This is a genomic window from Chitinophaga caeni (genome assembly GCF_002557795.1).
GTDB lineage: Bacteria > Bacteroidota > Bacteroidia > Chitinophagales > Chitinophagaceae > Chitinophaga > Chitinophaga caeni.
Map to the genome: position 1 here is coordinate 810,173 of NZ_CP023777.1, position 23,481 is coordinate 833,653.

The 23,481-nt window shown below is 42.5% G+C and carries 24 protein-coding genes; 2 read left to right on the forward strand and 22 right to left on the reverse strand.

The genetic code is table 11. The features are described 5' to 3' along the window. Positions 1–324 precede the first annotated feature (324 nt). Positions 325–927 carry a superoxide dismutase gene (locus COR50_RS03305; protein ID WP_098192664.1) on the forward strand — a complete coding sequence of 201 codons (603 nt, stop codon included), beginning with the start codon at positions 325–327 and terminating at the stop codon, positions 925–927. Between the two features lie 156 nt (positions 928–1,083). Here COR50_RS03305 and COR50_RS03310 read toward each other — a convergent pair whose 3' ends face one another. The 21 genes from COR50_RS03310 to COR50_RS03410 all read right to left on the reverse strand — a co-directional run bounded on the left by COR50_RS03310 (position 1,084) and on the right by COR50_RS03410 (position 20,874). Then, positions 1,084–1,866 carry a 3-keto-disaccharide hydrolase gene (locus COR50_RS03310; protein ID WP_098192665.1) on the reverse strand — a complete coding sequence of 261 codons (783 nt, stop codon included), beginning with the start codon at positions 1,864–1,866 and terminating at the stop codon, positions 1,084–1,086. An 11-nt stretch (positions 1,867–1,877) separates the two neighbouring features. Next, positions 1,878–3,266 (reverse strand): Gfo/Idh/MocA family protein, encoded by a 1,389-nt coding sequence (locus COR50_RS03315; RefSeq protein WP_098192666.1) that lies wholly within the window; start codon positions 3,264–3,266, stop codon positions 1,878–1,880. A 440-nt stretch (positions 3,267–3,706) separates the two neighbouring features. Then, entirely contained in the window at positions 3,707–5,362 is a 1,656-nt protein-coding gene (locus tag COR50_RS03320; protein ID WP_098192667.1) for a S41 family peptidase, read from the reverse strand. Positions 5,363–5,417: 55 nt separating this feature from the next. Next, a complete protein-coding gene (yidD, locus tag COR50_RS03325; protein WP_098192668.1) occupies positions 5,418–5,648 on the reverse strand; it encodes a membrane protein insertion efficiency factor YidD in 231 nt (76 codons plus the stop codon). Positions 5,649–5,660: 12 nt separating this feature from the next. Beyond that, the gene (locus COR50_RS03330) at positions 5,661–6,089 is read right to left on the reverse strand and encodes a ribonuclease P protein component (protein ID WP_098192669.1); all 429 of its coding nucleotides are present in this window, start codon (positions 6,087–6,089) and stop codon (positions 5,661–5,663) included. A 13-nt stretch (positions 6,090–6,102) separates the two neighbouring features. Next, on the reverse strand, positions 6,103–6,258 hold the full coding sequence (gene rpmH, locus COR50_RS03335) for a 50S ribosomal protein L34 (RefSeq protein ID WP_012788729.1): 156 nt from the start codon (positions 6,256–6,258) through the stop codon (positions 6,103–6,105). 276 nt (positions 6,259–6,534) lie between these two features. Then, on the reverse strand, positions 6,535–7,047 hold the full coding sequence (locus tag COR50_RS03340; protein ID WP_098192670.1) for an OmpH family outer membrane protein: 513 nt from the start codon (positions 7,045–7,047) through the stop codon (positions 6,535–6,537). Positions 7,048–7,103: 56 nt separating this feature from the next. Beyond that, a complete protein-coding gene (locus tag COR50_RS03345; protein ID WP_098192671.1) occupies positions 7,104–7,616 on the reverse strand; it encodes an OmpH family outer membrane protein in 513 nt (170 codons plus the stop codon). Positions 7,617–7,757: 141 nt separating this feature from the next. Beyond that, positions 7,758–10,481: a BamA/OMP85 family outer membrane protein gene (locus tag COR50_RS03350; RefSeq protein ID WP_098192672.1), complete on the reverse strand. Its 2,724-nt coding sequence runs from the start codon at positions 10,479–10,481 to the stop codon at positions 7,758–7,760. Continuing rightward, on the reverse strand, positions 10,462–11,223 hold the full coding sequence (locus COR50_RS03355) for an isoprenyl transferase (RefSeq protein WP_098192673.1): 762 nt from the start codon (positions 11,221–11,223) through the stop codon (positions 10,462–10,464). Before COR50_RS03355 ends, COR50_RS03350 begins: the two co-directional genes overlap by 20 nt. A gap of 206 nt (positions 11,224–11,429) precedes the next feature. After that, positions 11,430–12,305, reverse strand: a complete 876-nt coding sequence (locus tag COR50_RS03360) for a DUF6089 family protein (RefSeq protein ID WP_394336705.1) — start codon at positions 12,303–12,305, stop codon at positions 11,430–11,432. A gap of 73 nt (positions 12,306–12,378) precedes the next feature. Next, a complete protein-coding gene (locus tag COR50_RS03365; RefSeq protein ID WP_098192674.1) occupies positions 12,379–13,272 on the reverse strand; it encodes an NAD kinase in 894 nt (297 codons plus the stop codon). Positions 13,273–13,353: 81 nt separating this feature from the next. Next, positions 13,354–14,781 (reverse strand): BamA/TamA family outer membrane protein, encoded by a 1,428-nt coding sequence (locus COR50_RS03370; RefSeq protein WP_098192675.1) that lies wholly within the window; start codon positions 14,779–14,781, stop codon positions 13,354–13,356. A gap of 74 nt (positions 14,782–14,855) precedes the next feature. Next, positions 14,856–15,518: a CBS domain-containing protein gene (locus tag COR50_RS03375; RefSeq protein ID WP_098192676.1), complete on the reverse strand. Its 663-nt coding sequence runs from the start codon at positions 15,516–15,518 to the stop codon at positions 14,856–14,858. 205 nt (positions 15,519–15,723) lie between these two features. Then, positions 15,724–16,491, reverse strand: coding sequence for an alpha/beta fold hydrolase (locus COR50_RS03380; RefSeq protein ID WP_098192677.1), 768 nt, complete (start codon positions 16,489–16,491; stop codon positions 15,724–15,726). A 75-nt stretch (positions 16,492–16,566) separates the two neighbouring features. Beyond that, a complete protein-coding gene (locus tag COR50_RS03385; RefSeq protein ID WP_098192678.1) occupies positions 16,567–17,106 on the reverse strand; it encodes a CvpA family protein in 540 nt (179 codons plus the stop codon). A 37-nt stretch (positions 17,107–17,143) separates the two neighbouring features. Further along, positions 17,144–17,596: a GatB/YqeY domain-containing protein gene (locus COR50_RS03390; RefSeq protein WP_098192679.1), complete on the reverse strand. Its 453-nt coding sequence runs from the start codon at positions 17,594–17,596 to the stop codon at positions 17,144–17,146. Between the two features lie 64 nt (positions 17,597–17,660). Beyond that, a complete protein-coding gene (gene gldC, locus COR50_RS03395) occupies positions 17,661–18,014 on the reverse strand; it encodes a gliding motility protein GldC (protein ID WP_098192680.1) in 354 nt (117 codons plus the stop codon). Between the two features lie 52 nt (positions 18,015–18,066). After that, positions 18,067–19,149, reverse strand: a complete 1,083-nt coding sequence (locus tag COR50_RS03400) for a glycosyltransferase (protein ID WP_098192681.1) — start codon at positions 19,147–19,149, stop codon at positions 18,067–18,069. Positions 19,150–19,230: 81 nt separating this feature from the next. Next, positions 19,231–19,659, reverse strand: a complete 429-nt coding sequence (locus tag COR50_RS03405; RefSeq protein ID WP_098192682.1) for a hypothetical protein — start codon at positions 19,657–19,659, stop codon at positions 19,231–19,233. A gap of 66 nt (positions 19,660–19,725) precedes the next feature. After that, positions 19,726–20,874 (reverse strand): ABC transporter permease, encoded by a 1,149-nt coding sequence (locus tag COR50_RS03410; RefSeq protein WP_098192683.1) that lies wholly within the window; start codon positions 20,872–20,874, stop codon positions 19,726–19,728. 360 nt (positions 20,875–21,234) lie between these two features. On the opposite strand from COR50_RS03410, the gene COR50_RS03415 reads away from it, so the two are divergent. After that, positions 21,235–22,239 carry a terpene synthase family protein gene (locus COR50_RS03415; RefSeq protein WP_157760603.1) on the forward strand — a complete coding sequence of 335 codons (1,005 nt, stop codon included), beginning with the start codon at positions 21,235–21,237 and terminating at the stop codon, positions 22,237–22,239. A gap of 94 nt (positions 22,240–22,333) precedes the next feature. On the opposite strand, the gene COR50_RS03420 is transcribed toward COR50_RS03415, so the two are convergent. Then, positions 22,334–23,473 (reverse strand): glycosyltransferase, encoded by a 1,140-nt coding sequence (locus tag COR50_RS03420; protein WP_098192685.1) that lies wholly within the window; start codon positions 23,471–23,473, stop codon positions 22,334–22,336. Positions 23,474–23,481 lie beyond the last annotated feature (8 nt).

Below are 23,481 nucleotides of genomic sequence, written 5' to 3' on the forward strand. Positions count from 1 at the left end.
CATATGGTTTTATTTAAACAAACAATAGTGAAAGGGTACAAAAACAAAATCCTTACGAATATAAAAATTCCTTGGGTAATAGTTATAACACTTATATGTAAATATAAATGAATTTATCATATATGGAAATATAATATTTTACTGCAATAACGGTTCAGTAACAGCTTGGCGTTCTTTTTGTTGCGTTTAAAATGTGTACTTTTTTGCGGTTCTTATCCTTCGATTAAAAGATTGACAATTAATTCAATTTGACAATACAAGGGAAGGCTGTAAATTTGGTGACGCGAAAGAAAACTCATTTTTGAACCCATAAAAAATTGGATTATGGCTTTTACACTTCCTGCATTACCATATGCAAGCGATGCATTAGAACCGCATTTTGATAAAATGACGATGGAAATTCACCACGGCAAACACCATCAAGCTTATGTTGATAATTTAAACAAAGCTGTTGCCGGTACTGAAAATGAAAACAAATCTTTAGAGGAATTGGTTGCAAATGCTGGTAAATACGGTGCTGCAGTTAGAAATAACGGTGGTGGTCACTGGAACCATAGCTTCTTCTGGGTAAGCTTATCTCCAGATGGCGGCGGTCAGCCTTCCGGTAAATTAGCTGATGCTATCAACAGCGCTTTCGGTTCCTTCGATGCTTTTAAAGAAAAATTCAACGCAGCCGGTATGGGCCGTTTCGGTTCCGGTTGGGCTTGGTTGATCGTTAAAGACGGTAAAGTAGAGATCACTTCTACTCCAAACCAAGACAACCCTTTAATGGATGTTGCCGAAACTAAAGGTACCCCTTTATTGGGTGTAGATGTTTGGGAACACGCCTATTATCTTAAATATCAAAACCGCAGGGCCGAATACCTGAACGCATTCTGGAACCTAGTTAAGTGGGATGAGGTTGCTAAGAGGTTTGATGCTGCCTAAGGTTCAGGGATTTTTTGGATTTAGGGATGGCACGGATTTTTTGTGTGTTCCTTATTTCTGATGGATAAAAAAACGGGATGATGTTTCATCCCGTTTTTTGTTTTTATTCGTTCCTTTTTATCAATTTTAATCAACCAAAAGGTTGATCGTGTTTGACTAAAGTTGTTTGACCTTTACATTTTTAAACCAGATCTCGCTGCCGTGATCTTGGAATACGATGTGTCCTTTTTTTACGGAGCCGTAATGTTCGGCATCTTTCCACTTTCCTTCGGCTTTGTGCTTTTTCCACTCGTCTGTCCAAAGTTCGTAATCGGCTACTTTTTCACCGTTCAGCCAGTGTTCTACATGGCCTTTGTTTACGATGATTTTCGTGGTGTTCCATTCCCCAATTGGCTTTGCGGCCATCTTTAAAGGTGGGTTCATCGCGTAGTTGGCGCCGGTTTTTTGCCAATCTTCCAGTTTTTCCGGGAAGTTATTGTCATCGATTAATTGGTATTCCGGCCCGCTGAGATAAGAAGCATCGAAATCCTCGGAAACCAGGTACAAGATACCGCTGTTTCCTTGGGGCGACAATTTCCAATCGGCAGTAAATTCGAAGTTATCAAATTCTTTATCGGTAACCAGGTCACCACGCATATCACTTTTATCTGTCGAGCTACCTGCGCAATGCAGCAACCCGTTTTCAGCGCTCCAAGTGTTGGATGCTTTCCCTTTATATATGTGCCAACCATCAAGGTTTTTACCATTAAATAATAATTGCCATCCACCAGTTGCTTCGGCATCTGTTAATGTATTGGCAGAAGGATCCACCACATCACCTGTAACGGTTACGCTATCTTTCGTTGCCGTGCTATCAGCATCACTTTTATTGGAAGTATTTGCACAGGAAACCGCTAACAAAGTTGCGGCACTCAATGCTGGGATGAATAATTTTCTCATATCACTAGATTTTATTTATTGATGAGTTTTAAGTTTTTAGGATCCCAGTAAACGATCTTGTTACTGAAATAGCTATCGTTGCAAAGCAAAGCAGGTGCAGCCGCGCGGTAACCAAACAGTGCATCTTCACTGACTTTACCATTAGTACGCATCGCGTTGAACAGGTTATAGAAGTGATCGAAGTGAGCGCCTTTATAACCTTCTTCTGCTTCGTATATCAGCTTATCCGGCGGTAACATGCTCTTACGATCGTAAACATATTGCCTACCATTTTCTTGAGCTTTCTTGGTTTGTAATAACGGATCATCTTCTGCTGAATATGCCTTGTTGCGGTATAATGTTACGCGATCCCATTCTACTGTCATAGAACCTTCGCTACCCACCATGCGCAAGTAGTTAGTACCACCGGTGCCATCAACGAAGTTCACCCTTAATGACAAGTTAAAGGCAGGGTGTACCTGTGTTTCAGGGTAGTCAAACATACCGAGCATAATATCGGGTACCTCGCGGCCATCTTTCCAATAGCGTAAACCTCCGGTTGCCATCACTTTATTAGGCCCCATAGAACCTGTAACGAAGTGTAAACTGGAGAACAGGTGAACGAATAAGTCACCGGACACGCCCGTACCGTAATCACGGTAATTTCTCCAGCGGAAGAAACGAACCGGATCAAAGTCCCTCTTGGTGGTATTCGCTAAGAATCGATCCCAATCAACAGTTTTCGGGGAAGCATCAGCGGGGATCGGGTATTGCCAAGCGCCGAATGGAGACATCCTCGCCCAGAAACCTTCCGCGTAGTTCAATTCACCGATCGCACCATCTTTCAGCAATTGTTTGGCTTTTTCGTTACCCAGAGAACTCATCCCCTGGCTACCAACTTGGAATACAACTTTATTATTATTTTGTGCAGCTACTACGGCTGGTCCTTCGGTAATATCATGTACCATGGGTTTTTCGCAGTACACGGACTTACCTTTATTCATTGCTGCAACGGAAATATCTTTATGCCAATGATCCGGAGTTGCAATGATAACCGCATCCACATCTTTGCGGTCCAATACTTCGCGGAAATCGCGGGTCGTAAAGATATCGTTGCCCCATTTCTTCTTGGCATCCGCTAAGCGTCCATCATAAAGATCACAAGCACCGATGAGCTTAACACCCGGTACGGTGATGGCAGTATTAGCATCGGCAGTTCCCATACCGCCGGCCCCGATTAACGCGATCTGAATTTGATCATTAGCGCTATAATGGGATTTTTCCCTTGCCAAAGATTCAATATTTCTTTTGCGATCCGCGGCCGTGATAATGTTTGGCAACAGCGATGCTCCAATAACCCCCTTGGCTACCTTGGAGATAAACCCACGGCGGTTGTTGTTTTCATTGGAATTTACTGGCATTCTTGATTGTTTTATTGCTAATTAAAAATGTGTGCTGCTTGGTTTTCAGTAGATCAAAATAAAAATTATTGATAGCAATTCATAATTTTTTACACTACTGGTAAATGGAGGCGATAACTGTACAGAAAACCCTTTCCAGATATATCAATTTATTTTATCAACAGCAATAATAACGTGTATACGTTCCCGTAAACAAGTAAATGATAAATTAAATTGTGAATTTATAAATAGATTAAGAGTAGCACTTATCCCCGCATTGATTCCGGGTATTAAGATAATAATCCATCCTGATATTTAATAATCCCTTCGCGGAACGAACAGTAGACACCTGTTCATCTTATTAATAATCAGCAAGTTAACAATGTATATAAATTTCTTTCAGCACATTTCAGCGATGGGCCAGGTAGTAAATAAATGGTAAAGGCTTGCAAAAACGGGTATCACTCGCTGGTGCCTTTCAATATTGCCTTATATCTAAGTGGATCTTCCAATAGCTGCACAGCTGCGGCTACATCGGTATCCCAGGTTAAACTCTTTTGGATACGCCCCCTTTGAAAGTAATACCTATTCACGATATCTTCTTCGATCAACCTTTTTACTTCTTCTTTATGTTTCAAAATATCTTGCTTCTTATCGTGGTGAATCTTTTGCTGTAATAGTTCATATTCTTTCTTTACAGCATCGAAATAATTCTCCTTTTCCGCCTGTTCCTTAAAGCTTTCCAGGGCAATCTCACTATTGGTTTGATAGTTGTAATCCTTGTCTTCGATATACTTTAGGAACTGCTCGAAATCTTTATCGGTAAATTCGAAATTACCCGGTTCGGGGATAGTCTTATGGCGGTAATAATAATTCGTTACATAATCAAAAATATATTGTTTCCTAATTAAGGAAACCGCGATAGGACTATAATAAGAAACTGGAATTTTCTCATCTGGTTCAATACCGCCGCCATCTTTCACGGGTCGGCCATTCGAAGTGAAAAATGTTTTCTTTAAGGAGTCGGGAACATGGCTTACTTCACCATCTTCCCCCCTGTGCGAATAATCTATTGCTTGAATACATCTGCCGCTCGGGGTATAATATTTTGCAGTAGTTACTTTTAACTTAGCATTATATGGCAATGGCCGCGTGGTCTGTACCAGCCCTTTACCGAACGATAACTGTCCGAGTATAACCCCGCGATCCAAATCCTGGACAGCCCCGGCTACAATTTCGGCAGCGGAGGCAGAGTTGCGGTTAGTTAGTACAACCAGGGGAGTATTGATATCAACAGCAGGTTGCATAGTTCTATATTCACGATCCCAGTTCTTTACTTTACCCTTGGTGCTAACAACCAGTTGTCCTTTATCGATAAAAATATTAGCTAAAGCCACGGCTTCGTCCAGTAAACCACCGGGGTTTCCCCTAAGATCAAGGATAATACCTTTAATATTCTTGTTTTCAGATCTCAGCTTTTCGTATGCTTCCTGCACTTGGTGGGCGCTCATCTCCGTGAATTGAATCATCTTGATATAAGCCATTTTACCTACCATACCGTAATAACTAACAGGGTGCACGTTTATTTCCTCCCTCACGATATGCCTGGGGGTATCTTTCCCGGTAACAGGATTTCGCAATAAAATATCTAAACCGGTCCCGGCATTTCCTTTTAGAAATTTGCTTACTTCTTCATTAGAAAGCCCCTTGGCATCTTTTCCATCGAGTTTAATGATTATGTCGCCAACCCTGACGCCGGCTTTTTCCATCGGACCCCCTTCATAAATATCGGTGATACGTGTCCAGGTGCTATCAGTGATGGTTGCCGCGCCAATGCCCCCGTATTTTCCGGTAGCCATGAACTTGAGTTCTTCGAGGTTCTCTTCCGGGATAAAATCTGTGTAGGGGTCGGTTTCTTCGAGGATCGCTTGTATGCCGTGGTTCATCAGTTCTTCCGGGGGAAGTTCATCCACGTAATAAGTATTCAATTCGCGGTAAAAAGCGGCGAAAATATCGAGGTTTTTAGCTATTTGGAAGTATTTATCGTTCTCGTTAAAACCGAGCGCTAAAACGGCTAATAAAAGCAGCGGCATCGCTACTTTGAAAATATTTTTCATATAGTGTGGTCTAAATGAATCAAAGCGATCAAAAATAACCGGCGGATATGGCAGATCAAGGAACCGGATCGTAGCCGTGGCCACCCCAGGGGTGGCAGGAGAGGATCCGCTTGACGGTAAGGTACCCACCTTTAAAGAGGCCGTATTTCTTCAGCGCTTGCAGCCCGTATTGGGAGCAAGTGGGCGTATACCGGCATTTACTTCCTAATAACGGGGAAATACACCATTGGTATATCTTGATTAAAAAAATAAACGGGTAGCTAAGCCAGCGGAGTACTTGTTTCATAAATTACGGCATTCAAATCTCACTGGAACCGGGTTCAACACTCATTTTGAGTATTTCCTTTTCCAACCGATTTAAAATTAGCGAAAATTTATGGCGAAGCGGTGTGAATTCGGGGATTTTTTTATCGGTATAAATGAAAAATACCGCCAATTGCAATTGTTTTTCCTGCAATAATTGCAGGAGGGGAGATTTATGTAAGCGCCAACATTCACGTCCTAAACGCTTGATGCGGTTCCGGTCGACAGCCCGGGGAAATTTCCGGGAGGAAACAGTAAATCCTGCTTGGGCAGGGGCATTCGCAGGCAGTTCAGCGATCATAAAGATGACCCTGTATGGGAAAAGAGAAAACGCTTTTCCATCCTGAAAAAGCGTTTCGACCAGTTTCCTACTTTTTAACCTTTCTTCCTTTTTAAAAGAATAAGTCTTTATAGCAAAGTAAATTTATCTGCGATTCTTATTTTAACTTGCGCTCGTCAGAAACGGTGAGTTTCTTTCTACCTTTAGCCCTACGGCTAGCCAATACTTTACGGCCGTTGGCAGTTTCCATTCTCTTTCTAAAGCCATGAACGCTCTTTCTGCGTCTATTGTGCGGTTGAAAAGTACGTTTCATCTTGTTTTTTTATTTTTTTCCTGTACTAAAAGCCTGCTGGCCGGAGGCCCCAGGACAGATAACCCTGTTTTTAAAACGGAAGGCAAAGGTAGTGGAAAAATATTGAAATGAGAAGTAATTCCACATTTTTTTTCACCCGGCCCGGGTTATCTTATAGAAACGGCCACTGGCGGACGTCCCCTTTAAAAAAGGAACAAGAAAACCGGTGTTTTCTTGTTCCTTTCAAAATATATTCAGACAATCTTTAATACGCGGTAAACCGGTTTAAGAGCTGCCTTATTTTACGCCCAATTTAGTTTTCACTGCGCCCATGATATCATCGGAAGCCGGGGAAACCAATAATACGCCTGAAGAGTTATCAATCACGTATTGGTACCCTTTCTCTTTAGCTACATCTTCAATTGCTTTCCTAGCTTTATCGTAGATAGGTTTCAACAATTCGCCCCTGCGCATATCGATTTTTTGCTCGGCAGATTGTTGGTACTCTTGCAACCTTTTGTTAGCATCTTGTAGCTCTTTACCCCTCAATTCCTTGATGTTATCAGTCCATTTTTCAAAATTGTCGTTGTAGTCTTTCATCTTCTTTTGGTACTCTTCAACAAGAGATTTACCATCATTTTCCAATGTATCGGCATAGGCTTGAAGTTTAGTCATAGCAGTTTTGGCATCTGGTAAACTTTCGATCAATTGTTGCGCATTGATATGAGCCACTTTAGATTGAGCAGTAGCTTTGTTCACGCTGATCAGACCTGCAACGGCAACAAAAGCGATAATTACATACTTCTTCATGATGTTGTCTGGATTTTTTTTATTTGAATACTTATAGGTAAAAAACTGGTAACTAATTACTTGGCATTTATGGATTTCAAAATTTCGTCGCTTTTGTCGAGTTTTGGATCATAATAAATCACGGTAATACCATTGGATTTATCGAGTACAAAATCATACATCCTGCTGGCTGCTAATTTTTGTACCGCGTTATAAATTTTATCCTGTATGGGTTTTACCAATTCTTCCCTTTTCTTGAACAAATCGCCTTCGTAACCGAACCTCTTCTTTTGTAATTCCTTGGCATCTTTCTCCTTAACTACTATCTCGTCTTCCCTTTTTTTCTTCAGCTCATCGGTGAGCATAACTTGCTCCGCCTGGTATGATTTATACATCTTATCTACTTCCTGGAACTTGGTATCGATCTCTTTTTGCCATTGCTCGGCAATTGCATCCAGTTGTTTCTGGGCTTCCTTGTATTCCGGGATGTTTTCCAAGATATACTTTGTATCTATCACGCAATAGCGTTGTGCCATAGTGGAAACCACCGTGCTCAACAATATTACCGCTGTAATGAATAGTTTTTTCATGCGTGTTAACATTTTTAAGTTTCGAATGGGTCTTTACTTCCAGCTCCATATTTCAACTTCATCAAACTTGGCGCTTGGATTTGCAATATATAATAAAAATTATAAGTTGTTGCAAGTGCCATGCCATTTTAACAAAAGTCCTTATTCCGGTTCGAAACCTAACATGAATGTAAACTTACCGGCATCCTTCAATCCGCCTCCAGGACGTAGCCTATCCAAACCGATACCGTAATCAAACCCTAGCAATCCAAACATCGGTAAATAGAACCTGGCGCCCAAACCGATAGACCTACGTAAACGGAACGGGTTGTAATCGTTGAAATCCGTATAACCGTTTGCTGCTTCGAAGAACATCAAACCGAAGATCGTAGAACTTGGATTCAGGCTAAAGGGATAACGGAGCTCCATCACGTATTTATTAAAGATGGAAAACCCTTGGTAACCTGCTGGTTGCGATGCCCCATCCGGGTTCAACCTCGGGTTGGATGTATAATAAACCGGGTAACCGCGCTGCGAGATGATATCCCTATCATAAATAGCAAAATTACTCAACCCGTCACCACCCAATTCGAACCTGCCGAAAGGCGACAAGGTTGTGCGGTTGTTATAACTTCCAATATAACCGAATTTAGCGGCCACTTTCAATACCAATGTTTTACCCTCTGTTCCGGTCGGGCGGCTCAAAGGCACATACCAATCCACGTTTAAACGGTACTTTTGGTACTCGATAAACTTAAACTGCTCGCTGATCGGCTCCGATTTATAGTCCTTATCGGGGTTAAAAACCGAATAAGGCGGTGTAAACTGGCCGTACAACATAAAGTTAGAACCGCTACTTGGATAAATTTGCTGGTTTACGGAAGAACGGGCCAAGGTTAACCTCAAACTGACGTTATTCGATGTTCCGTTATCGAAACCAGGTATGTTAAAGTAGTTGAAATCGCGGAGTTTATACTGTTGGTAGTTGATGGCATACATCAGGGAGAAGTAGTCATCAGGCCAACGTAATTGTTTACCCAGGGAAATTGATCCACCCAAAACCTTGAAATAAGCATTCGGGTTAGTCACCGTTCCACCGATCGCTTTAGCATATGCATTCGGATCTTGGAAAGTATAATAGAAACTTACCGAGAACGGGTTCCTTTTCTTTCCACCGAGCCAAGGCTCCGTGAAAGAAAGATTATACGAGCGGTATGCCCTACCGTTGGATGAAATACGAACGGATAATTTCTGTCCATCACCACTTGGTAAAGGATCCCATGTTTCCTTCTTAAAGATATTCCTCAGGGAGAAGTTATTAAATGTTACCCCCAAGGTACCCGTTAACCCGATATAACCACCCCAACCGGCTGATAATTCCAACTGGTCATTAGCCCTTTCTTCTACCGAATACTCGATATCAACGGTTCCATCTTGCATATTCGGGTTCGGTGTCGGGATAACTTTTTCTGGGTTAAAGAAGCCCAGGTTGGAGATCTCACGTTGCGAGCGGATCAGCTCTTGGCGACTAAATTTCTCACCGGGTAAGGTTTTTAACTCGCGGCGGATTACGTGTTCGTTCGTTTTCTCGTTACCCACGATCGTAATGTTACGATTATCGGCTTGCGGGCCTTCCACCATGCGGATTTCAAAATCGATGGTATCACCGCGTACGCCAACCTCCACGGGATCTACGCGGTAGAACAGGTAACCGTTATCCATATAGGCGCCCATGATATCGCCACCTTCGGCAGACATTTGTTTACCCAAGCGTTTTTCCAACAACTCCAGGTTATATACATCGCCCTTCTTGATGCCGAGCAAACGGTCCAATATTTCATCCGTGTAAACGGTATTACCTTTCCAGGTGATGTTACCGAAATAATATTTCTTCCCTTCGCTTACTTCCATGTTAATTTTAAAATTACCCTGGGAAGTGGTGAAGGTGGTATCTTTTACGATTACCGCATCACGATAACCTTTAGAGTTATAATAAGTAATTACTTTTTCCTTGTCTTCCTCGAATTTCGAAGCATTGAACTTAGCAGAACTGAACAACTTGAAACGGAAGTATGGATCTAAAGCAGATAAAGTGCGGGAAGGGGATAAGAAACTGTAAGAGTTCCAGTAATCAACATTTCCGTGTGTACTATCGGAATAAACATTTTCTGTATCCGGGTATAAAGTAATACGGGTTTTCTCCTTGGAGCCTTTCATTTTTCTCTTGAGCGCCTGATCGGAGATAGCTTCATTACCGAAGATTACATTATCGTATATTTTAACTTTTTCACCCTTATTTACAGTGATAACCAACGAATTATAGTTCACTTGGTTCGGTTCCGGCTTTTCGGAGATTTCTACCACGGTATTTCCGAAACCCTTATCAGCATAGTGTTTCCTGATAACCGATCGCGTATTTAACAACAAGGCGTCCGTAATAACCGAACCTTTTTTCAGGCCGGCCTTTTTAGCTAACTCGTCGGCATCGGTTTTTTTAACGCCTTTGAAAGAATAATTAAATAACCTAGCTTTTTCCGTGAGTACAATTTCCAGCCATATCTTGCCATTTTCTATCTTGGTAATATCGATAGCGATGTTAGAAAAGAGGCGTTGCCCCCACAGGGTGTTAATCGTTTTGGCGAAATGATCGCCCGGTAAAACGATCTTGTCTCCAACATTAAGGCCAGTAAGCGAGAGCAATAATGATTTATCGAGGTATTGCGTACCGGAAACGGAAATATCCGCAATTTCATATTGCTGTGGATTATCCAATCCGAAAGGAGGTATTCCGTAAACGGGTATTGTATCTTTATTTTGAGCTGATACGAGTCCTGCGCTGCAACATAAAACTATGGCCAAAAGACTTTTAGGAAACAATTTCTTCATTCTGCTGTATTTGTTCGCTTGTTTTGCCAAATCGACGTTCTCTGGTTTGGTAATTTAAGATGGCTTCGTAAAGGTTCTCCCTGCGGAAATCCGGCCAACGGGTGTTGGTAAAGTAAAGTTCCGCATAGGCCAGTTGATATAGTAAGAAATTGCTAATCCTACATTCTCCACTGGTTCTAATCATTAGTTCGGGATCGGGCAGTTTTGCCGTGCAAAGGTACTGTTGCCAAACTTCGCCGTTAATGTCTTCCGGTTTCAATTTACCGGCCTGGACATCCAGCGCTATATTCTTGGTGGCTCGCAGGATTTCCCACCTTGAGCTATAGCTTAAGGCCATAACGAGGTTTAAGCCCTTATTCTGGGCTGTAATAGCCATCGCTTCATCCAGTTCCTTGATGCATTGCGGTGGCAACATGGTCATATCGCCGATCACGTGGAGGCGGATGTTGTTCTTGGAGAGTGTTTGAATCTCCTTACGTATCGTAGTCACCAACAACTCCATTATGCCATTTACTTCGTAAACCGGGCGATCCCAGTTTTCGGTAGAAAAGGCATATAACGTGAGGTATTCGACACCCAGTTCGGCACATGCCTCTACCACGGTGCGCACACTCTCAACCCCTTCGTGATGCCCATAAAGTCGATCCTGTCCCCGTTCTTTTGCCCATCGACCATTCCCATCCATAATGATGGCAATGTGACGGGGAAGACGTTGCAGGTCTATTTGATCCTTCAAACTCATGAGTATTCCAGGCGTGTTAAAAACAGATTTACTAAAAGTGTGCAAAGATACAAAAATACCGCAATGTAGTTTCCATCAAAGAGAGGAGGGGTCTTTTAACGTAGTTTTAACGGAAGCGTCCGTAAACCCAATACCAGGGGGCAGATTGCCAAATATACAACGAAAGTATGGGCATTTTTCATCGACAAATTTTATAATATTACCGGTTAAAATTTACATTTATAACTGGTAAACAGGAAGCCGATCGTAAATTCTATGCTGGCAAAATGATCCTTATCGCGGCTATTTCCCCTTTGTCTGCCCGCTTCACCGATCTTCGGGCTGGTAACTGCACCCGACCGATCTTGCAAGATAGACGCAATTGACTGGGAACCATCCGCATTCAAGGGAAAGAAATTCTCGCCGACGTAAGTCGTGCTCACATCATCAAGATAATCCGTACCGGTGAAGCGATACAGGAATTCAAGCCCCAAATTTATTTTACTGGAATAATTATATTTAAAACCGAAACCTATCAAGTAGGCGTGGGATAAGCGGTTGTAAAGTTTCCTATCGGGATAAAGCGGGCTGCCCTGTCCTTCCGTGCGTAAGGGCTGCAAATAATACTTCGTTCCTTCATAATAGGTATAAGGATCGAAGCCGAATATGCCCAAACCCGCGGTTAAATATGGCGTAAATTCATAATCCAAACTCCCCGGCTCAAAACGAAAAAAGTTAAAATCACCCTGTACATCAAACTCAAATACATTTGAATTAAAACTCAAGTTTCGTTTATGCTCAAAATCGTTCGTATTATAAACATCCGAATAACCTAGCTGCAGGAAACGGAACGTTCCCTTGACCCCGAGATAATTGTTAAATAAATATTTATAATAAATACCTACCGAGGGCTTTGGTGAGTTTAATGCTGTTCTCGTATTTAAATCTCCAAAATAATGCGCAGCCCCGGCTGTAATGCCGACTTCCCCAATGTATCTTTTTTCGTATTGCGCCATCAATGGGCCAATACCGACAATTGCTAAGCAAGTTGATAATAGTGTTATCTGAATTATTCTACGGAAACAAGGGTTCATTTGGTTCATAAATCTTTCTAAAAACGTAAAATAGGGGTTTTTCGTATGAGTTATTTTTACGGTTCAATACCCTTGCCCGGATTTATTGGTTGTTTCCCCTGTTGCGGGTGTCTATTCCCCACAATAATTTATGCCTTAACGTATGTAAAAAATTTCCTTCATTCAAACGTACCAGGCTTATGGAAAACTGTTCTTTCTTAACCGCCAATTGTACCCGGTTATCGATAATCTCCATCCTGGAATCCAAGGTGCAGATAAATTGATCGCTCCGTCCTTCGATTTCGAAGGAAATTACCTGGTCGTCGGGAACTACGATCGGGCGGACATTCAAATTATGGGGCGCTACCGGTGTAATGACGAAATTACTGGCTTCCGGGAACACGATCGGGCCGCCGCAGCTCAAGGAATACCCGGTTGAACCGGTAGGCGTGGAAACGATCAGGCCATCTGCCCAGTAGGTATTCAGAAATTCCCCGTTCAGGTAAGTATGGATCTTAACCATCGCGGAGGTATCTTTCTTATGTATGGTAAATTCGTTCAGCGCGTAAGGCACATCTCCAAATAACGGGATACTTGCGTCTAGGTGGATCAGTGAACGTTGGTCAAGCGTATAATTTCTATCGACCAATGAAACCACCACATCGTGGATTTCTTCCCTACCGATGCTTGCCAGGAACCCGAGGCGACCGAAATTAACGCCCAATACGGGAATATTTTTATCGCGGATATAGCAAACGGTGTCTAACAAGGTGCCATCTCCTCCTAAACTCACCAGGAACTCGATTTTGCCGTCCAAGTCTTCTGCACCGGAAAATGTATCTACATCTGCCGGGAATGTGACGTGGGGTTTCAAATCCTGGTAGAAAGGCTCATAGATAACGGGGGTGATCTCCTGCTTCCTCAATTCGTCTAACAGTAACTTGATATCATCTATATCTTCCTTGTTAAATCCTCTACTATAAAGGGCTATTTGCATAATTAAGTTTAGTTCCTGGGCTTTGAAATAAAGATGCTAAATATATAACCTGGGAAAGCGATCTCCCGGCTCACAAACACCTTACATGTCAATCTTAGTGTGCAAAAATAAACCATTTTGACCTAATTGGTTAAAGCTATACTCGATCCTTAAACAAGCATCATAAAATGAAACGATATCTAAGCCGAATCCGCCGGTATATAAAAAGCGCTCATCCAGGAAACTATCGCCGGGAAATTTACTGTAAACATAACCGGCATCCGCATAGGTCTTGGCAAATATCCTGAATGGCACCGCGCTGAATTTCTTGGGAACCAGCGGCAGGCGGATCTTGAAGTTGAATAATTCGTAACGTAAAGTTGATTTAGCGATGGCTAACGTTGTTCCATCGACCACGTAATATTCCAATCCCCGTAGATAATCTTCCAAATACCCCATGCCTTTCTGCGCGATATAAGGCTGATCTGCTCCATATTTTGCTTCGAAGCGGGCGCCGGCAGCCGCGTAAAATTTCTTATCCAATTCCCAGTAACGCGTTCCTTTCAAGCGGATCTTGAAATAATTTAATCCCGAAACGCCCAATAACCCGGCTTTCGTTAATTCCGCCCTGAAAGCAGTCCCCTTTAGAGGATAAACCCAACTATCAGCATCGATATAATTGAATCGGTAAGCAAGTTCCAGGTATTTAACTTCCGTGCGGCCATCGCCCAAGTAACTAGGGCTAACTTTGGCCACGGAATCGCTAACATATTCGTAATTATAATTTAATGAAATACGGTGCTGGGACCGGATCGCGGGGCGGTATGTGTATTGCAAACCAACCAACCATTGTTTACGGAGGAAATCATCTTGTTTAAAGAAATGTTGCTTGTTAAGTATGGTAGTATCATTTACTTCGCGGTTACGGCTGTAAGACACGACGAAACCGAGACCATGTTGAAGGTTCTTATCTATGTATGGTAAAACGTAAGACAATATAACTTTTTGCGTATACCCTACCTGTAGCTCCAGGCCCAATTCATCATTGCGGCCTGTTAAATTGTCTTGAAAGCCCTTGATTCCCAGGTTCACCCTATTGAGGCTGGCTTTTTGTTCTACCCACCACTGGTTAAAGTTCCTGTCTGCCAATTTGAAGATCGGGAAGGCGATGGTATACCAACGTTCCCAAACATCGATCACGATATCGGCATAATTGTTATCCCAATTTTTTACATTCAAGCTAACATTTAAAAACAGCGAAGTATTGAGCAGGCGTTTTTTGCTGATTTCGAGGGTTGCCGCTAAATCCTTGTAATAAATAGTATCGTTGGCGCGGAAGTCGAGTTCCCGCATTATAATCGAGCTACGGGTTTTCTTATTACCATTGATCCTGACTTTCTTGATAATAAAATAACTACTGGGAACAACGATTTTGTTTCCGGTAGTACCTGGAATAACTGTTGCAACGGCAGCTTCCGTAGTAATACAGCTAAACAATAACAGTAAAAAAAGGCTGATGATACGGTTCAAAGTAATAGATAGTGCTAAAATCGGCTAAAAATAGGCAAAAATAAGCATTCACAAAGCCCTTTATCCTTTTTCAACTACATGGAAATATAGTTCATGAGCAGGTCATAATTCTTACGCAGCACATCTTCCCCGGTTTCTTCGACGAAAAGATGCTTTATGATATAATTGAAACGTTCGAAAGTTGCTACTAATGATTGTAGTTCGAGCCTATTTGTTTTAAGGGTCACATCCAACTTGCCGGTAGCCGGGTTAGAGAAGGTATTCACGCTCAGCAAGGTTACATCGTTAGACTCTGCAATCCTGGCAATCTCGCTGAGGCTGTAATCCCTCGGTTCAATTTCAAGGACCAAGATACCCCCCGCCTCGTTCACTGCATTTAATTGCGCCATGGTGGCGATCATGTTTTCGCGGGTAATTACCCCGGTATATTCTTGCTCTTTATTGATAACCGGTAATAAGCATAGTTTAAATTCGTAGAATAACTTGAGCGCATCGAAGATATGTGCTTGCTCATTTACTGCCGGTTTAAAAGCATTGAGAGGAATATTCTCGAAGAGTATTTCCGGGTTATCCCAATCGAGGATATCATCTTCTTCCAACAGGGCAACGTATTTGCCATCCATAACATAAGGCAATTGGGAGAGGTGGAATTCATTCATCAAACCCAGTGCTTGTGCTCCGGAATCCGTAGGGTGTATAACCGGTATTAATGCTGATATAAGTTCCTTTGCCACCATAAGCCATGATTCTTTTACAATATTAACAAAGAATATTCCAACTAGCCCATCCTATAGTAAAAATAATCAATTATTAATGGATTTGGTTCGATCTGCATGCAACTTTCCCCGGTAAATTAAAGAAATACTTGCGGGCAGGATGCAGTAAAGCCGCCAAACATTAAATGCTGGCGGCTTTACAGGTAAATATTTTTATTTTGAAAACCTATTGTTTTTCAGCTAACTTATCAAGGAAGCCGTGTAAAATCTTGTTAAACTCTACGGGAACTTCCATCATGGCAGCATGGCCGCATTTATCGATAAAATGTAGTTCAGAATTTGGAATCAATTTTTTAAACTCTTCTCCAACCATCGGCGGGGTAATCGTATCATTCAACCCCCAGATAAGACAGGTAGGGGCTTGGATATCTCTCAATTCTTCACCCAGGTTATGACGGATTGCAGATTTAGCCAAGGCAATAATCTTAATTACCTTTAAGCGGTTACTGGTGATTTCAAACACGTCATCTACCAATTCTTTCGTAGCGATGGCAGGATCATAGAAAGTAAGTTCCGTTTTCTTGCGGATGTATTCATAATCGCCGCGTTTAGGATATGTTTCCCCCATCCCGTTTTCAAATAAACCGGAGCTACCCGTTAAAATCAATGACTTCACATTTTCGGGGTGTTTCAAGATATACAGTAATGCTACGTGGCCGCCCAGGGAGTTACCCAGCAAGTGCACATGGTGATAACCGCGGCTCTCTAAAAATTTGTGAACGTATTTTGCCAATCCGCTCACGGTTGTTTCCAGGATATTTAAATCAAACAGAGGCAATATAGGAACAACAACCCTATTATATTGCTTAAAATAGTCAATCAGATCCTTGAAATTACTCAAGGCTCCGAACAAGCCATGCAATAATACCAGCGGTTCTCCCTCTCCTTCTTCGATAAATTTAAACTTGCCCTGTGTTTTAATTTCGTAATCCATTGCCTATGCTTAAAAGTCAATTTTGCGCTAAAATAATTCTTTTTATGTATTCAAATAATCTTTGAATAGAATGTATCAGGATGGAATTTTGTGGGCCAATTGCTCAAAAAATTCTTGAATGGCATCAAACATATCCCTAAATATAGGTAACACCTTTCCTAAACTATTGATTACAAATGGACCAATGGGTTCTATATAAGGATATACCACCGATTGCAATTTAGTATCCGGGGACAACCAATACAACTGGTTTGCCCACCATAAAAGTACGCTGAAAACGATCGTATATAGGGCGCCGTAAAGCAGTATTCCACCGAGTTTATTAACCCAACCCATTAATCCAAGTTCCACGACCCGTTCCAGGAGAGTAGCGCCTATCCTGATGATGATCGCAATAGCGATGAAAATGACCAAGAAGGCTACAATTGGCCACCAGCGGGAAGGCATCCCGGATTGGGCTTGCAGGTATGTGGCAACCGCTGCACCCAGCTTCATCGCGGCAGCAATACCTAGTATAATTGCCAAAAAAGAAAATATGGCCACGATCAATCCCCGGGAATACCCCTTGTAAATGGCAAATGCCATGATGACCGCAAATATGATGTCGATACCCATTTTCGAAATGCTTGGTCGCCCGGTAAACCGGGGCCAATTATTTAGCTAAAAGCTCTTTCACGATCGTAGAGATCATCTTACCATCTGCTTTACCGGCCAGCTCTTTGGTGGCAACGCCCATCACTTTACCCATATCGGCAGGGGAGCTGGCGCCAGTTTTACCAATTATACCGGTAATGATGCCGCGTAACTCTTGTTCATCCAACTGTTTCGGTAAGAATTTCTCGATCACATCCAACTCTTCCTGTTCCTTCTTTGCGAGATCCTCCCTGTTTTGTTGTTGGAAAATTTCCAGGGAATCTTTCCTTTGCTTTGCCAGTTTCTGCAATAATTTGATCTCGTCTGCTTCATTCAATTCGCCATTTGCACCATCGGCAGTTTTTGCCAGTAGCAAGGCGGCTTTAATAGCTCTCAAAGCTCTCAATTCCGCTTCCTGCTTGCCCAGCATGGCTGTTTTAATTGCGCCGTTTATCGTTGTTTCTAATGACATTGGATTAAATTTACTATCTTAAAATACTGAAAATGTAATAATTAAAGAATAAATAATTCATTAATTATTGTTGACCTTGCGTTTCGTTCTTAAGTTTCTCCTGGAATTTTTGATAAAAATCCTTGGCGAACTTGCGCATATCTTCTGCCATATCATGGTAAGGAGTAGCCCTGTTGTAGGTGTCGGCCATCGTCATCATGGTTTGATAGAAAAAGTCAGCCATTTCATCTACCATCATAGCTTTCGTCCACAGGTCAATCCTGAGGGCGGTTTTATCGGCGCCGTCCCAGAAAGCGAGCATCATAGCCTTGGCTTTGTTCATTCTTTCCCCGGCACCTTCAGCGCTCCATTCCAATTGCTCAGGCACCCGTTGATCATCCAAGGTTACCTTTATCTCGATGTTTGAAGTTTTTCCCATTATTTCAATTTTGAAAGGCAAAAATAAGATTTTGTTACAGGCTTTGCTAATCCTAGCCTTCTTGCAAGGTTTCCAGGATGTTATTGGCAGCATCTCGCCAGGAAGGGAAATTATTCCCGGTAGGCAACTGTTGTAATATTTTTGCCCTGAGGTGTTCATCTTTATATATGGCGCCTATTTTTTCCGCTAAATCGTTGATGTCGCCCGGTACAACACGCAATGCGCCATTCTTCCCGATTTCCGCGGCAGCCGATCCATTTGTAACGACCAATGGAACCTCCGTAGCGGCGGCAATATAAACCGGCAAGGCCATGCCGTCATTTCCCGCGACGTGAACCATGGCATAAGCGCCTGCAATAATTTTTGAAAGCTCTGCTGCCGTCACATCTTGGAGGCACTTCACTTCATCCCGGAAACGGTATGTTTTAAGTGATTCCATTATCTCGGCGCCGGCGGCACTAACACTACCCACGATCACTAGCTTCATACTACTGCGCATCCGCTTCTTGAAAGCTGAGAACGCCTTCAACAAGGGGATAATATTATTTTTAGGATGGATACTACTTACTACTACAAAATATTCTGCGGCATTGGCATATTTCTGTTTCAGCGCCTGTCTCTCATCCCAATCCAGCGGCGCCAACCCGGCAGGTACGCCCGGCGCAACCACCGTAACTTTACCTTCCATTGCTGGAAAGGCTTGCAACACCTGCTGTTTCATGTATCCCGAGAAAACAATGATCCCTTCATATAATGGCAAATGCTTCTTCGCCTTTTCAGATTGTAGGATACCTGGGAAGTACATCAATGCCAGGTAAGCTTTGCGGCCCGCCTTGATAGGGTAGATAAAATCGATACAAAATAATATGTCCGGCTGGTATTGCTTCATTGCATTGGGCCAATGTAGCGATTGCTGTAGCAGCCTACCTAATCCGCTGCCGGTGTTTCCTTTCACCAAGCTTTGCCGCAGGTTCGAAGGCATCGGGGCAGCAAATTGAAAGCTGGCATCCGTAAGGATATTCCAATCATTTGCGGGATTTTGGCCGGCTAATGATTGCAATAATAATGTACTAGCTAAACCGGTATCGGCAATATGATCTTCAGCAATATGAGGAGCTATAACGGCGATTCGCATCTTTCTCTAATTCTTATTCCATTTTGGAAAAACGACACAAACCTACGTTAAAATGGCTAAATCAAGCTATTTTTCGAAGCTTTATTGTACTTTATTCCAGGTTCCGAATTGTAAGGTAACCGTGTTACCGGGCTTTGAAACCGAGGTCACTTTTACCGTAACCTGTACCAGCTTTAAACTAGTAAGATCTTTGAGGGTAAACGAAGTGCTCTTTTCAGAAGTTGTTATCGGCCCATCCTGCGGAATCATGGTGTTCTGCGGTGTTTCCATAGCCGTAACTTCAATCGTTACACCCCCGGGGGGCATTTCGGAGGTAATGTTAATCGTAATATTATGGGTCGTTCCCTGCGTGGCGTTCATATCACTATCCACGATGACCCCGTCGATCGTAACGGCAAGATCTTTTTCTACGGGTTTGGGCTTAGCTTTATCTTTCTTGCTACAAAAACTGCAAGACAAGCCAATAAATAGGCAGGCAAAAATGGTTTTCAAATATGGTTGTATGGACATAATTGGCAATTGATATACTAAAATTACTAATTTTTAATATTTATACTATGACAATTTCATCCTTGCTTATAATTTCCCTTTAACATCCAGGGCATCCCTCAAGCCATTACCCAGGAGGTTAAAGGCAAGCACTAATATCATGATTGCGAAACCCGGCGCTAGGGCCAACATAGGGTTATGGGTGATGATAAAATTGTAATTCTCCTTGATCATTAGCCCCCAGGAAGGTTGGGGAGGTTGTACCCCGACTCCCAGGAAACTTAACCCGGCCTCTACTACTATAGCCGTTGCAAAATTACTTGCTGCAACAACCATTACAGGGCCCAGTATATTCGGTAATATATGTTTCAGAATAATCCTTGAATGACTATACCCGAATGCCCTTGTAGCTTCTACAAATTGTAACTCGCGGATAGAAAGCACTTGTCCCCTGATAATCCTCGCTACGCTTACCCACATCGTTAACCCGACGGCAATAAATACTTGCCAAAAACCTTTACCCAATGAAAGCGTGATCGCGAATACCAACAAAAGCGTCGGCAAGGCCCAAATAACATTTATAAACCACATTACCAGGTCATCCAACCAGCCACGCACATAACCGGCGATAGCGCCTAAAAAAACGCCGATCGACAGCGATATCAATACGGCAATGCAGCCGACGCCCAAGCTAACCCTTGTTCCCAATAAAAGCCGGCTCAATATATCGCGGCCAAACTTATCGGAACCTAGCCAATAGGTAAAATGATGTATCTTTTTCAATACCTGCTGACGCAAGGCCAGGCTATCGGTCACCTTGGTATATTGCCTTCCGTAAAGTACCCGTGTCAATGGATATGCTTGCGTTGCGGATAAACTTTCATCTACATATTTTTCGACGATGATCGAATCATTTTGGAAACGGTATGATTTTACCGGTATCCAAATGTCCGGCGACTCCTGGCCAAACAGTAACCGCTGTAAAAAACCGGCCTCTTCAATATCCCTTTCTTTTTTTAAGGCCAGCATATCGATGGAAAAACCGGGCTTCTGACCGCTAACTTCCAATACCATCCGGTTGGCCGCCGGTGTACCATCCGGCGCAATAAAATAAGCAAATATGCCGATGATGAAGCTTAGCCCGATAACGAATAAGCCGACGAGGGCAGCTTTGTTCTTCCTTAGCCTTCTCCAAGCCAACAGGGTCGATGATATATTTTCAGAAGTCGAGGACATCAATTATAAATACTTAAAAGTAACAAGTTATAAAAATAGGATGGCATTTTCGTCCTATTCAATAACTGGCGTTAAATCCCGGTAAAAAATAAAAATGCAAATAATTATAAAGGGGTTGAAATATTGATGTAAATTTAAATACAATACATAATACCCTATTACCTATTGCCTAGCTGACAGCATGCTGCCAAACCCTTGCAGTGATTGAGTTTCAGGTGAATGAATGCATAGTAACACATATTTTTTATCTGTTTAATTTGTCGTAATTTCTAGTAAAGACACACGCTATCCAACGAAGACTAAGAGACACGTCAACTTAAACCACTTTAGACCGAATCGTTAACCAAAAACTATCATACTATGTCAATGTCAACAATCCAATTGCCGGAAATCTATTGCCCATTCCCGAGCAAAATCAGTCAATTTGCCCAACAAGCAGAATTACACACGGCAGAATGGGTCAAGCATTTCGGTCTTGTTAATTCTGAAAAAGCTTGGAAGAAGTTCCACCGTGCCCGGTTCGCCGCTCTTTCAGCAAGGGCTTTCCCTACTGCCGATCCCTATGAACTGTTCATCGCCGCCGACTTTAACACCTGGCTTTTTATGCTGGACGATCAAAACGATGAAATGAAGTTCGGCAAGGTTGATTTCCTGGATATGATCATCCAGATTGTCACCAATATTTTGAAAGGTAAAACGATGGTAGTACCGCCGGATGGGGAAGGCTTAGCTGCCAGCTTTAGCGACCTCGTTTCCCGCATGAAAAAAATCAGTACACCGGATTGGGATGTACGTTTTAACCAAAGCATGATCGATTACCTGGAGGCTTGTAGTTGGGAAGCAGAAAACAGGGTACAGCATATGGTTCCAAGCGTAAAAGATTATGTTGAAAAAAGACCTTACACCGGCGCATTATATGCCGACATCGAATTGATCGAAGTGCTGGAAAAAATTTACTTGCCCGATGAAGTCCGTTTACATCCCGATGTGCAACAGTTAGCGCTCAGTTGCAATAACGTGGTATGCTGGGCTAATGATTTATTCTCTTTGGCAAAAGAGTTGAAACATCATGACGTTCACAACCTGGTCATAGCATTACAACATGAACATCAATCCAGCTTGGATGAAGCAATTGCTAAAGCCGCGGTGATGCACGATGCAGAAGTACAAAAATTTATCAACACCAGTTTGCATTTGCCCAACTTCGGACCAGCCTTAAATATAGAGTTGGAAAGATATATCGACATACTACGTTCATGGATGCGGGCCAACCTAGATTGGAGTTTTAGCGACACTGCACGCTATGCTATGAACATCAAGGAAACGGCCAATGGCAAATGGGCACTTTCCCATGTTGAGGAATAAGGATTTTCCAGGTAGCAAGTAAAGGATTTGTTCTTATGTATCCCGGGGTTGCAGCGCTTTGTATAAATGAAGCGCTGCAACTTCATTTTTCCTATTATTGCACGGTGCGGCCCTTCCATTCATAACTTCCGAACTTACCGAGCCATCCCGCGGAGATAACATACAAGATGTGGAACGGTTGCCCTGCAATAAACCACTTCAACAAATGTTCTTGTGAAAAGAAACTCGCGATAGGGTATAAAAAGAATAATTCAACGATGATCTTCAGGATCATTAAACCCAGTAACCATGACCATAGCAATGGCTGAAAGATGGCGGCAATAAACAAGATCAACAGGCTCAAATTCCAAAAATACACCAGCGCCAAAACCCTGGTAATACGTTTATCCTCATATTTATCAGCCTTAGAAGACCACCTGATCCTTTGATTCATAAAGCCTTTCACAGTATCTACCGGCAAGGTACGTACGATAGCGTCCTTATTTTTTAAATACAATACCCCCTTCGGGTAAGCATTATAAATTTTATACATCAACAACATATCATCACCCGAAGCGATCATATCAATCCCTTTGAAGCCGCCAACCTCTTCGAAAGCTTCCCTCTCATAAGCCAAGTTAGCGCCATTGCACATCGTACCGCTTTGTAAGTAAGCCATGGCGCCCGTAATGCCCTGCATCGTTGTAAAATCTAACGATTGCAAGCATTTAAAGAAATTATCCTCCCCGTAAAAGCAAACGGGGGCGGCAATAAATTTGGGCTGGGCTTCTTCATAATAAGCAACGATCGTTTCCAGCCAACGTTCTCCCATAATGCAATCTGCATCCGTTGTAACGATCAAGGTACTCTTCGAAGTTTGCACGGCAAGATCGATAGCCTTCTTTTTATAGGCATTCAGCCTTTCATCCGGATTCAGTCGATCCGAAAGCTTGATCAAACGCTTATTTGGCATCGGGTGAAGATCCACTAAACCGGCAGTATTATCCGTCGAAAAATCATCTACAACCACCACTTCGAATAAGCTAGCCGGGTATGTTTGCGACTGTAAGGCATCCAGCAGTGCCGGGATGTTGGCCGCTTCATCCCTCGCGGGAATTATGATGCTAACGGTAGTATTATAATTGTTTTGCCGGGGATGAAATTCCGGTAATTTCACCCAACCGTATCGATAGGTAAGAATTAATACGACATACAAAAATGCCAAACCCAACGTAATAATCAGCAACACGTTCATGCAGGAAT

Excerpts from the sequence above, each read along its gene's own strand:
- COR50_RS03305 (WP_098192664.1), top strand. The coding sequence starts at position 325 with ATGGCTTTTACACTTCCTGCATTACCATATGCAAGCGATGCATTAGAA.
- COR50_RS03310 (WP_098192665.1), bottom strand. The coding sequence starts at position 1,866 with ATGAGAAAATTATTCATCCCAGCATTGAGTGCCGCAACTTTGTTAGCG.
- COR50_RS03315 (WP_098192666.1), bottom strand. The coding sequence starts at position 3,266 with ATGCCAGTAAATTCCAATGAAAACAACAACCGCCGTGGGTTTATCTCC.
- COR50_RS03320 (WP_098192667.1), bottom strand. The coding sequence starts at position 5,362 with ATGAAAAATATTTTCAAAGTAGCGATGCCGCTGCTTTTATTAGCCGTT.
- yidD (WP_098192668.1), bottom strand. The coding sequence starts at position 5,648 with ATGAAACAAGTACTCCGCTGGCTTAGCTACCCGTTTATTTTTTTAATC.
- rpmH (WP_012788729.1), bottom strand. The coding sequence starts at position 6,258 with ATGAAACGTACTTTTCAACCGCACAATAGACGCAGAAAGAGCGTTCAT.
- COR50_RS03340 (WP_098192670.1), bottom strand. The coding sequence starts at position 7,047 with ATGAAGAAGTATGTAATTATCGCTTTTGTTGCCGTTGCAGGTCTGATC.
- COR50_RS03345 (WP_098192671.1), bottom strand. The coding sequence starts at position 7,616 with ATGAAAAAACTATTCATTACAGCGGTAATATTGTTGAGCACGGTGGTT.
- COR50_RS03350 (WP_098192672.1), bottom strand. The coding sequence starts at position 10,481 with ATGAAGAAATTGTTTCCTAAAAGTCTTTTGGCCATAGTTTTATGTTGC.
- COR50_RS03355 (WP_098192673.1), bottom strand. The coding sequence starts at position 11,223 with ATGAGTTTGAAGGATCAAATAGACCTGCAACGTCTTCCCCGTCACATT.
- COR50_RS03360 (WP_394336705.1), bottom strand. The coding sequence starts at position 12,305 with ATGAACCAAATGAACCCTTGTTTCCGTAGAATAATTCAGATAACACTA.
- COR50_RS03365 (WP_098192674.1), bottom strand. The coding sequence starts at position 13,272 with ATGCAAATAGCCCTTTATAGTAGAGGATTTAACAAGGAAGATATAGAT.
- COR50_RS03375 (WP_098192676.1), bottom strand. The coding sequence starts at position 15,518 with ATGGTGGCAAAGGAACTTATATCAGCATTAATACCGGTTATACACCCT.
- COR50_RS03380 (WP_098192677.1), bottom strand. The coding sequence starts at position 16,491 with ATGGATTACGAAATTAAAACACAGGGCAAGTTTAAATTTATCGAAGAA.
- COR50_RS03385 (WP_098192678.1), bottom strand. The coding sequence starts at position 17,106 with ATGGGTATCGACATCATATTTGCGGTCATCATGGCATTTGCCATTTAC.
- COR50_RS03390 (WP_098192679.1), bottom strand. The coding sequence starts at position 17,596 with ATGTCATTAGAAACAACGATAAACGGCGCAATTAAAACAGCCATGCTG.
- gldC (WP_098192680.1), bottom strand. The coding sequence starts at position 18,014 with ATGGGAAAAACTTCAAACATCGAGATAAAGGTAACCTTGGATGATCAA.
- COR50_RS03400 (WP_098192681.1), bottom strand. The coding sequence starts at position 19,149 with ATGCGAATCGCCGTTATAGCTCCTCATATTGCTGAAGATCATATTGCC.
- COR50_RS03405 (WP_098192682.1), bottom strand. The coding sequence starts at position 19,659 with ATGTCCATACAACCATATTTGAAAACCATTTTTGCCTGCCTATTTATT.
- COR50_RS03410 (WP_098192683.1), bottom strand. The coding sequence starts at position 20,874 with ATGTCCTCGACTTCTGAAAATATATCATCGACCCTGTTGGCTTGGAGA.
- COR50_RS03415 (WP_157760603.1), top strand. The coding sequence starts at position 21,235 with ATGTCAATGTCAACAATCCAATTGCCGGAAATCTATTGCCCATTCCCG.
- COR50_RS03420 (WP_098192685.1), bottom strand. The coding sequence starts at position 23,473 with ATGAACGTGTTGCTGATTATTACGTTGGGTTTGGCATTTTTGTATGTC.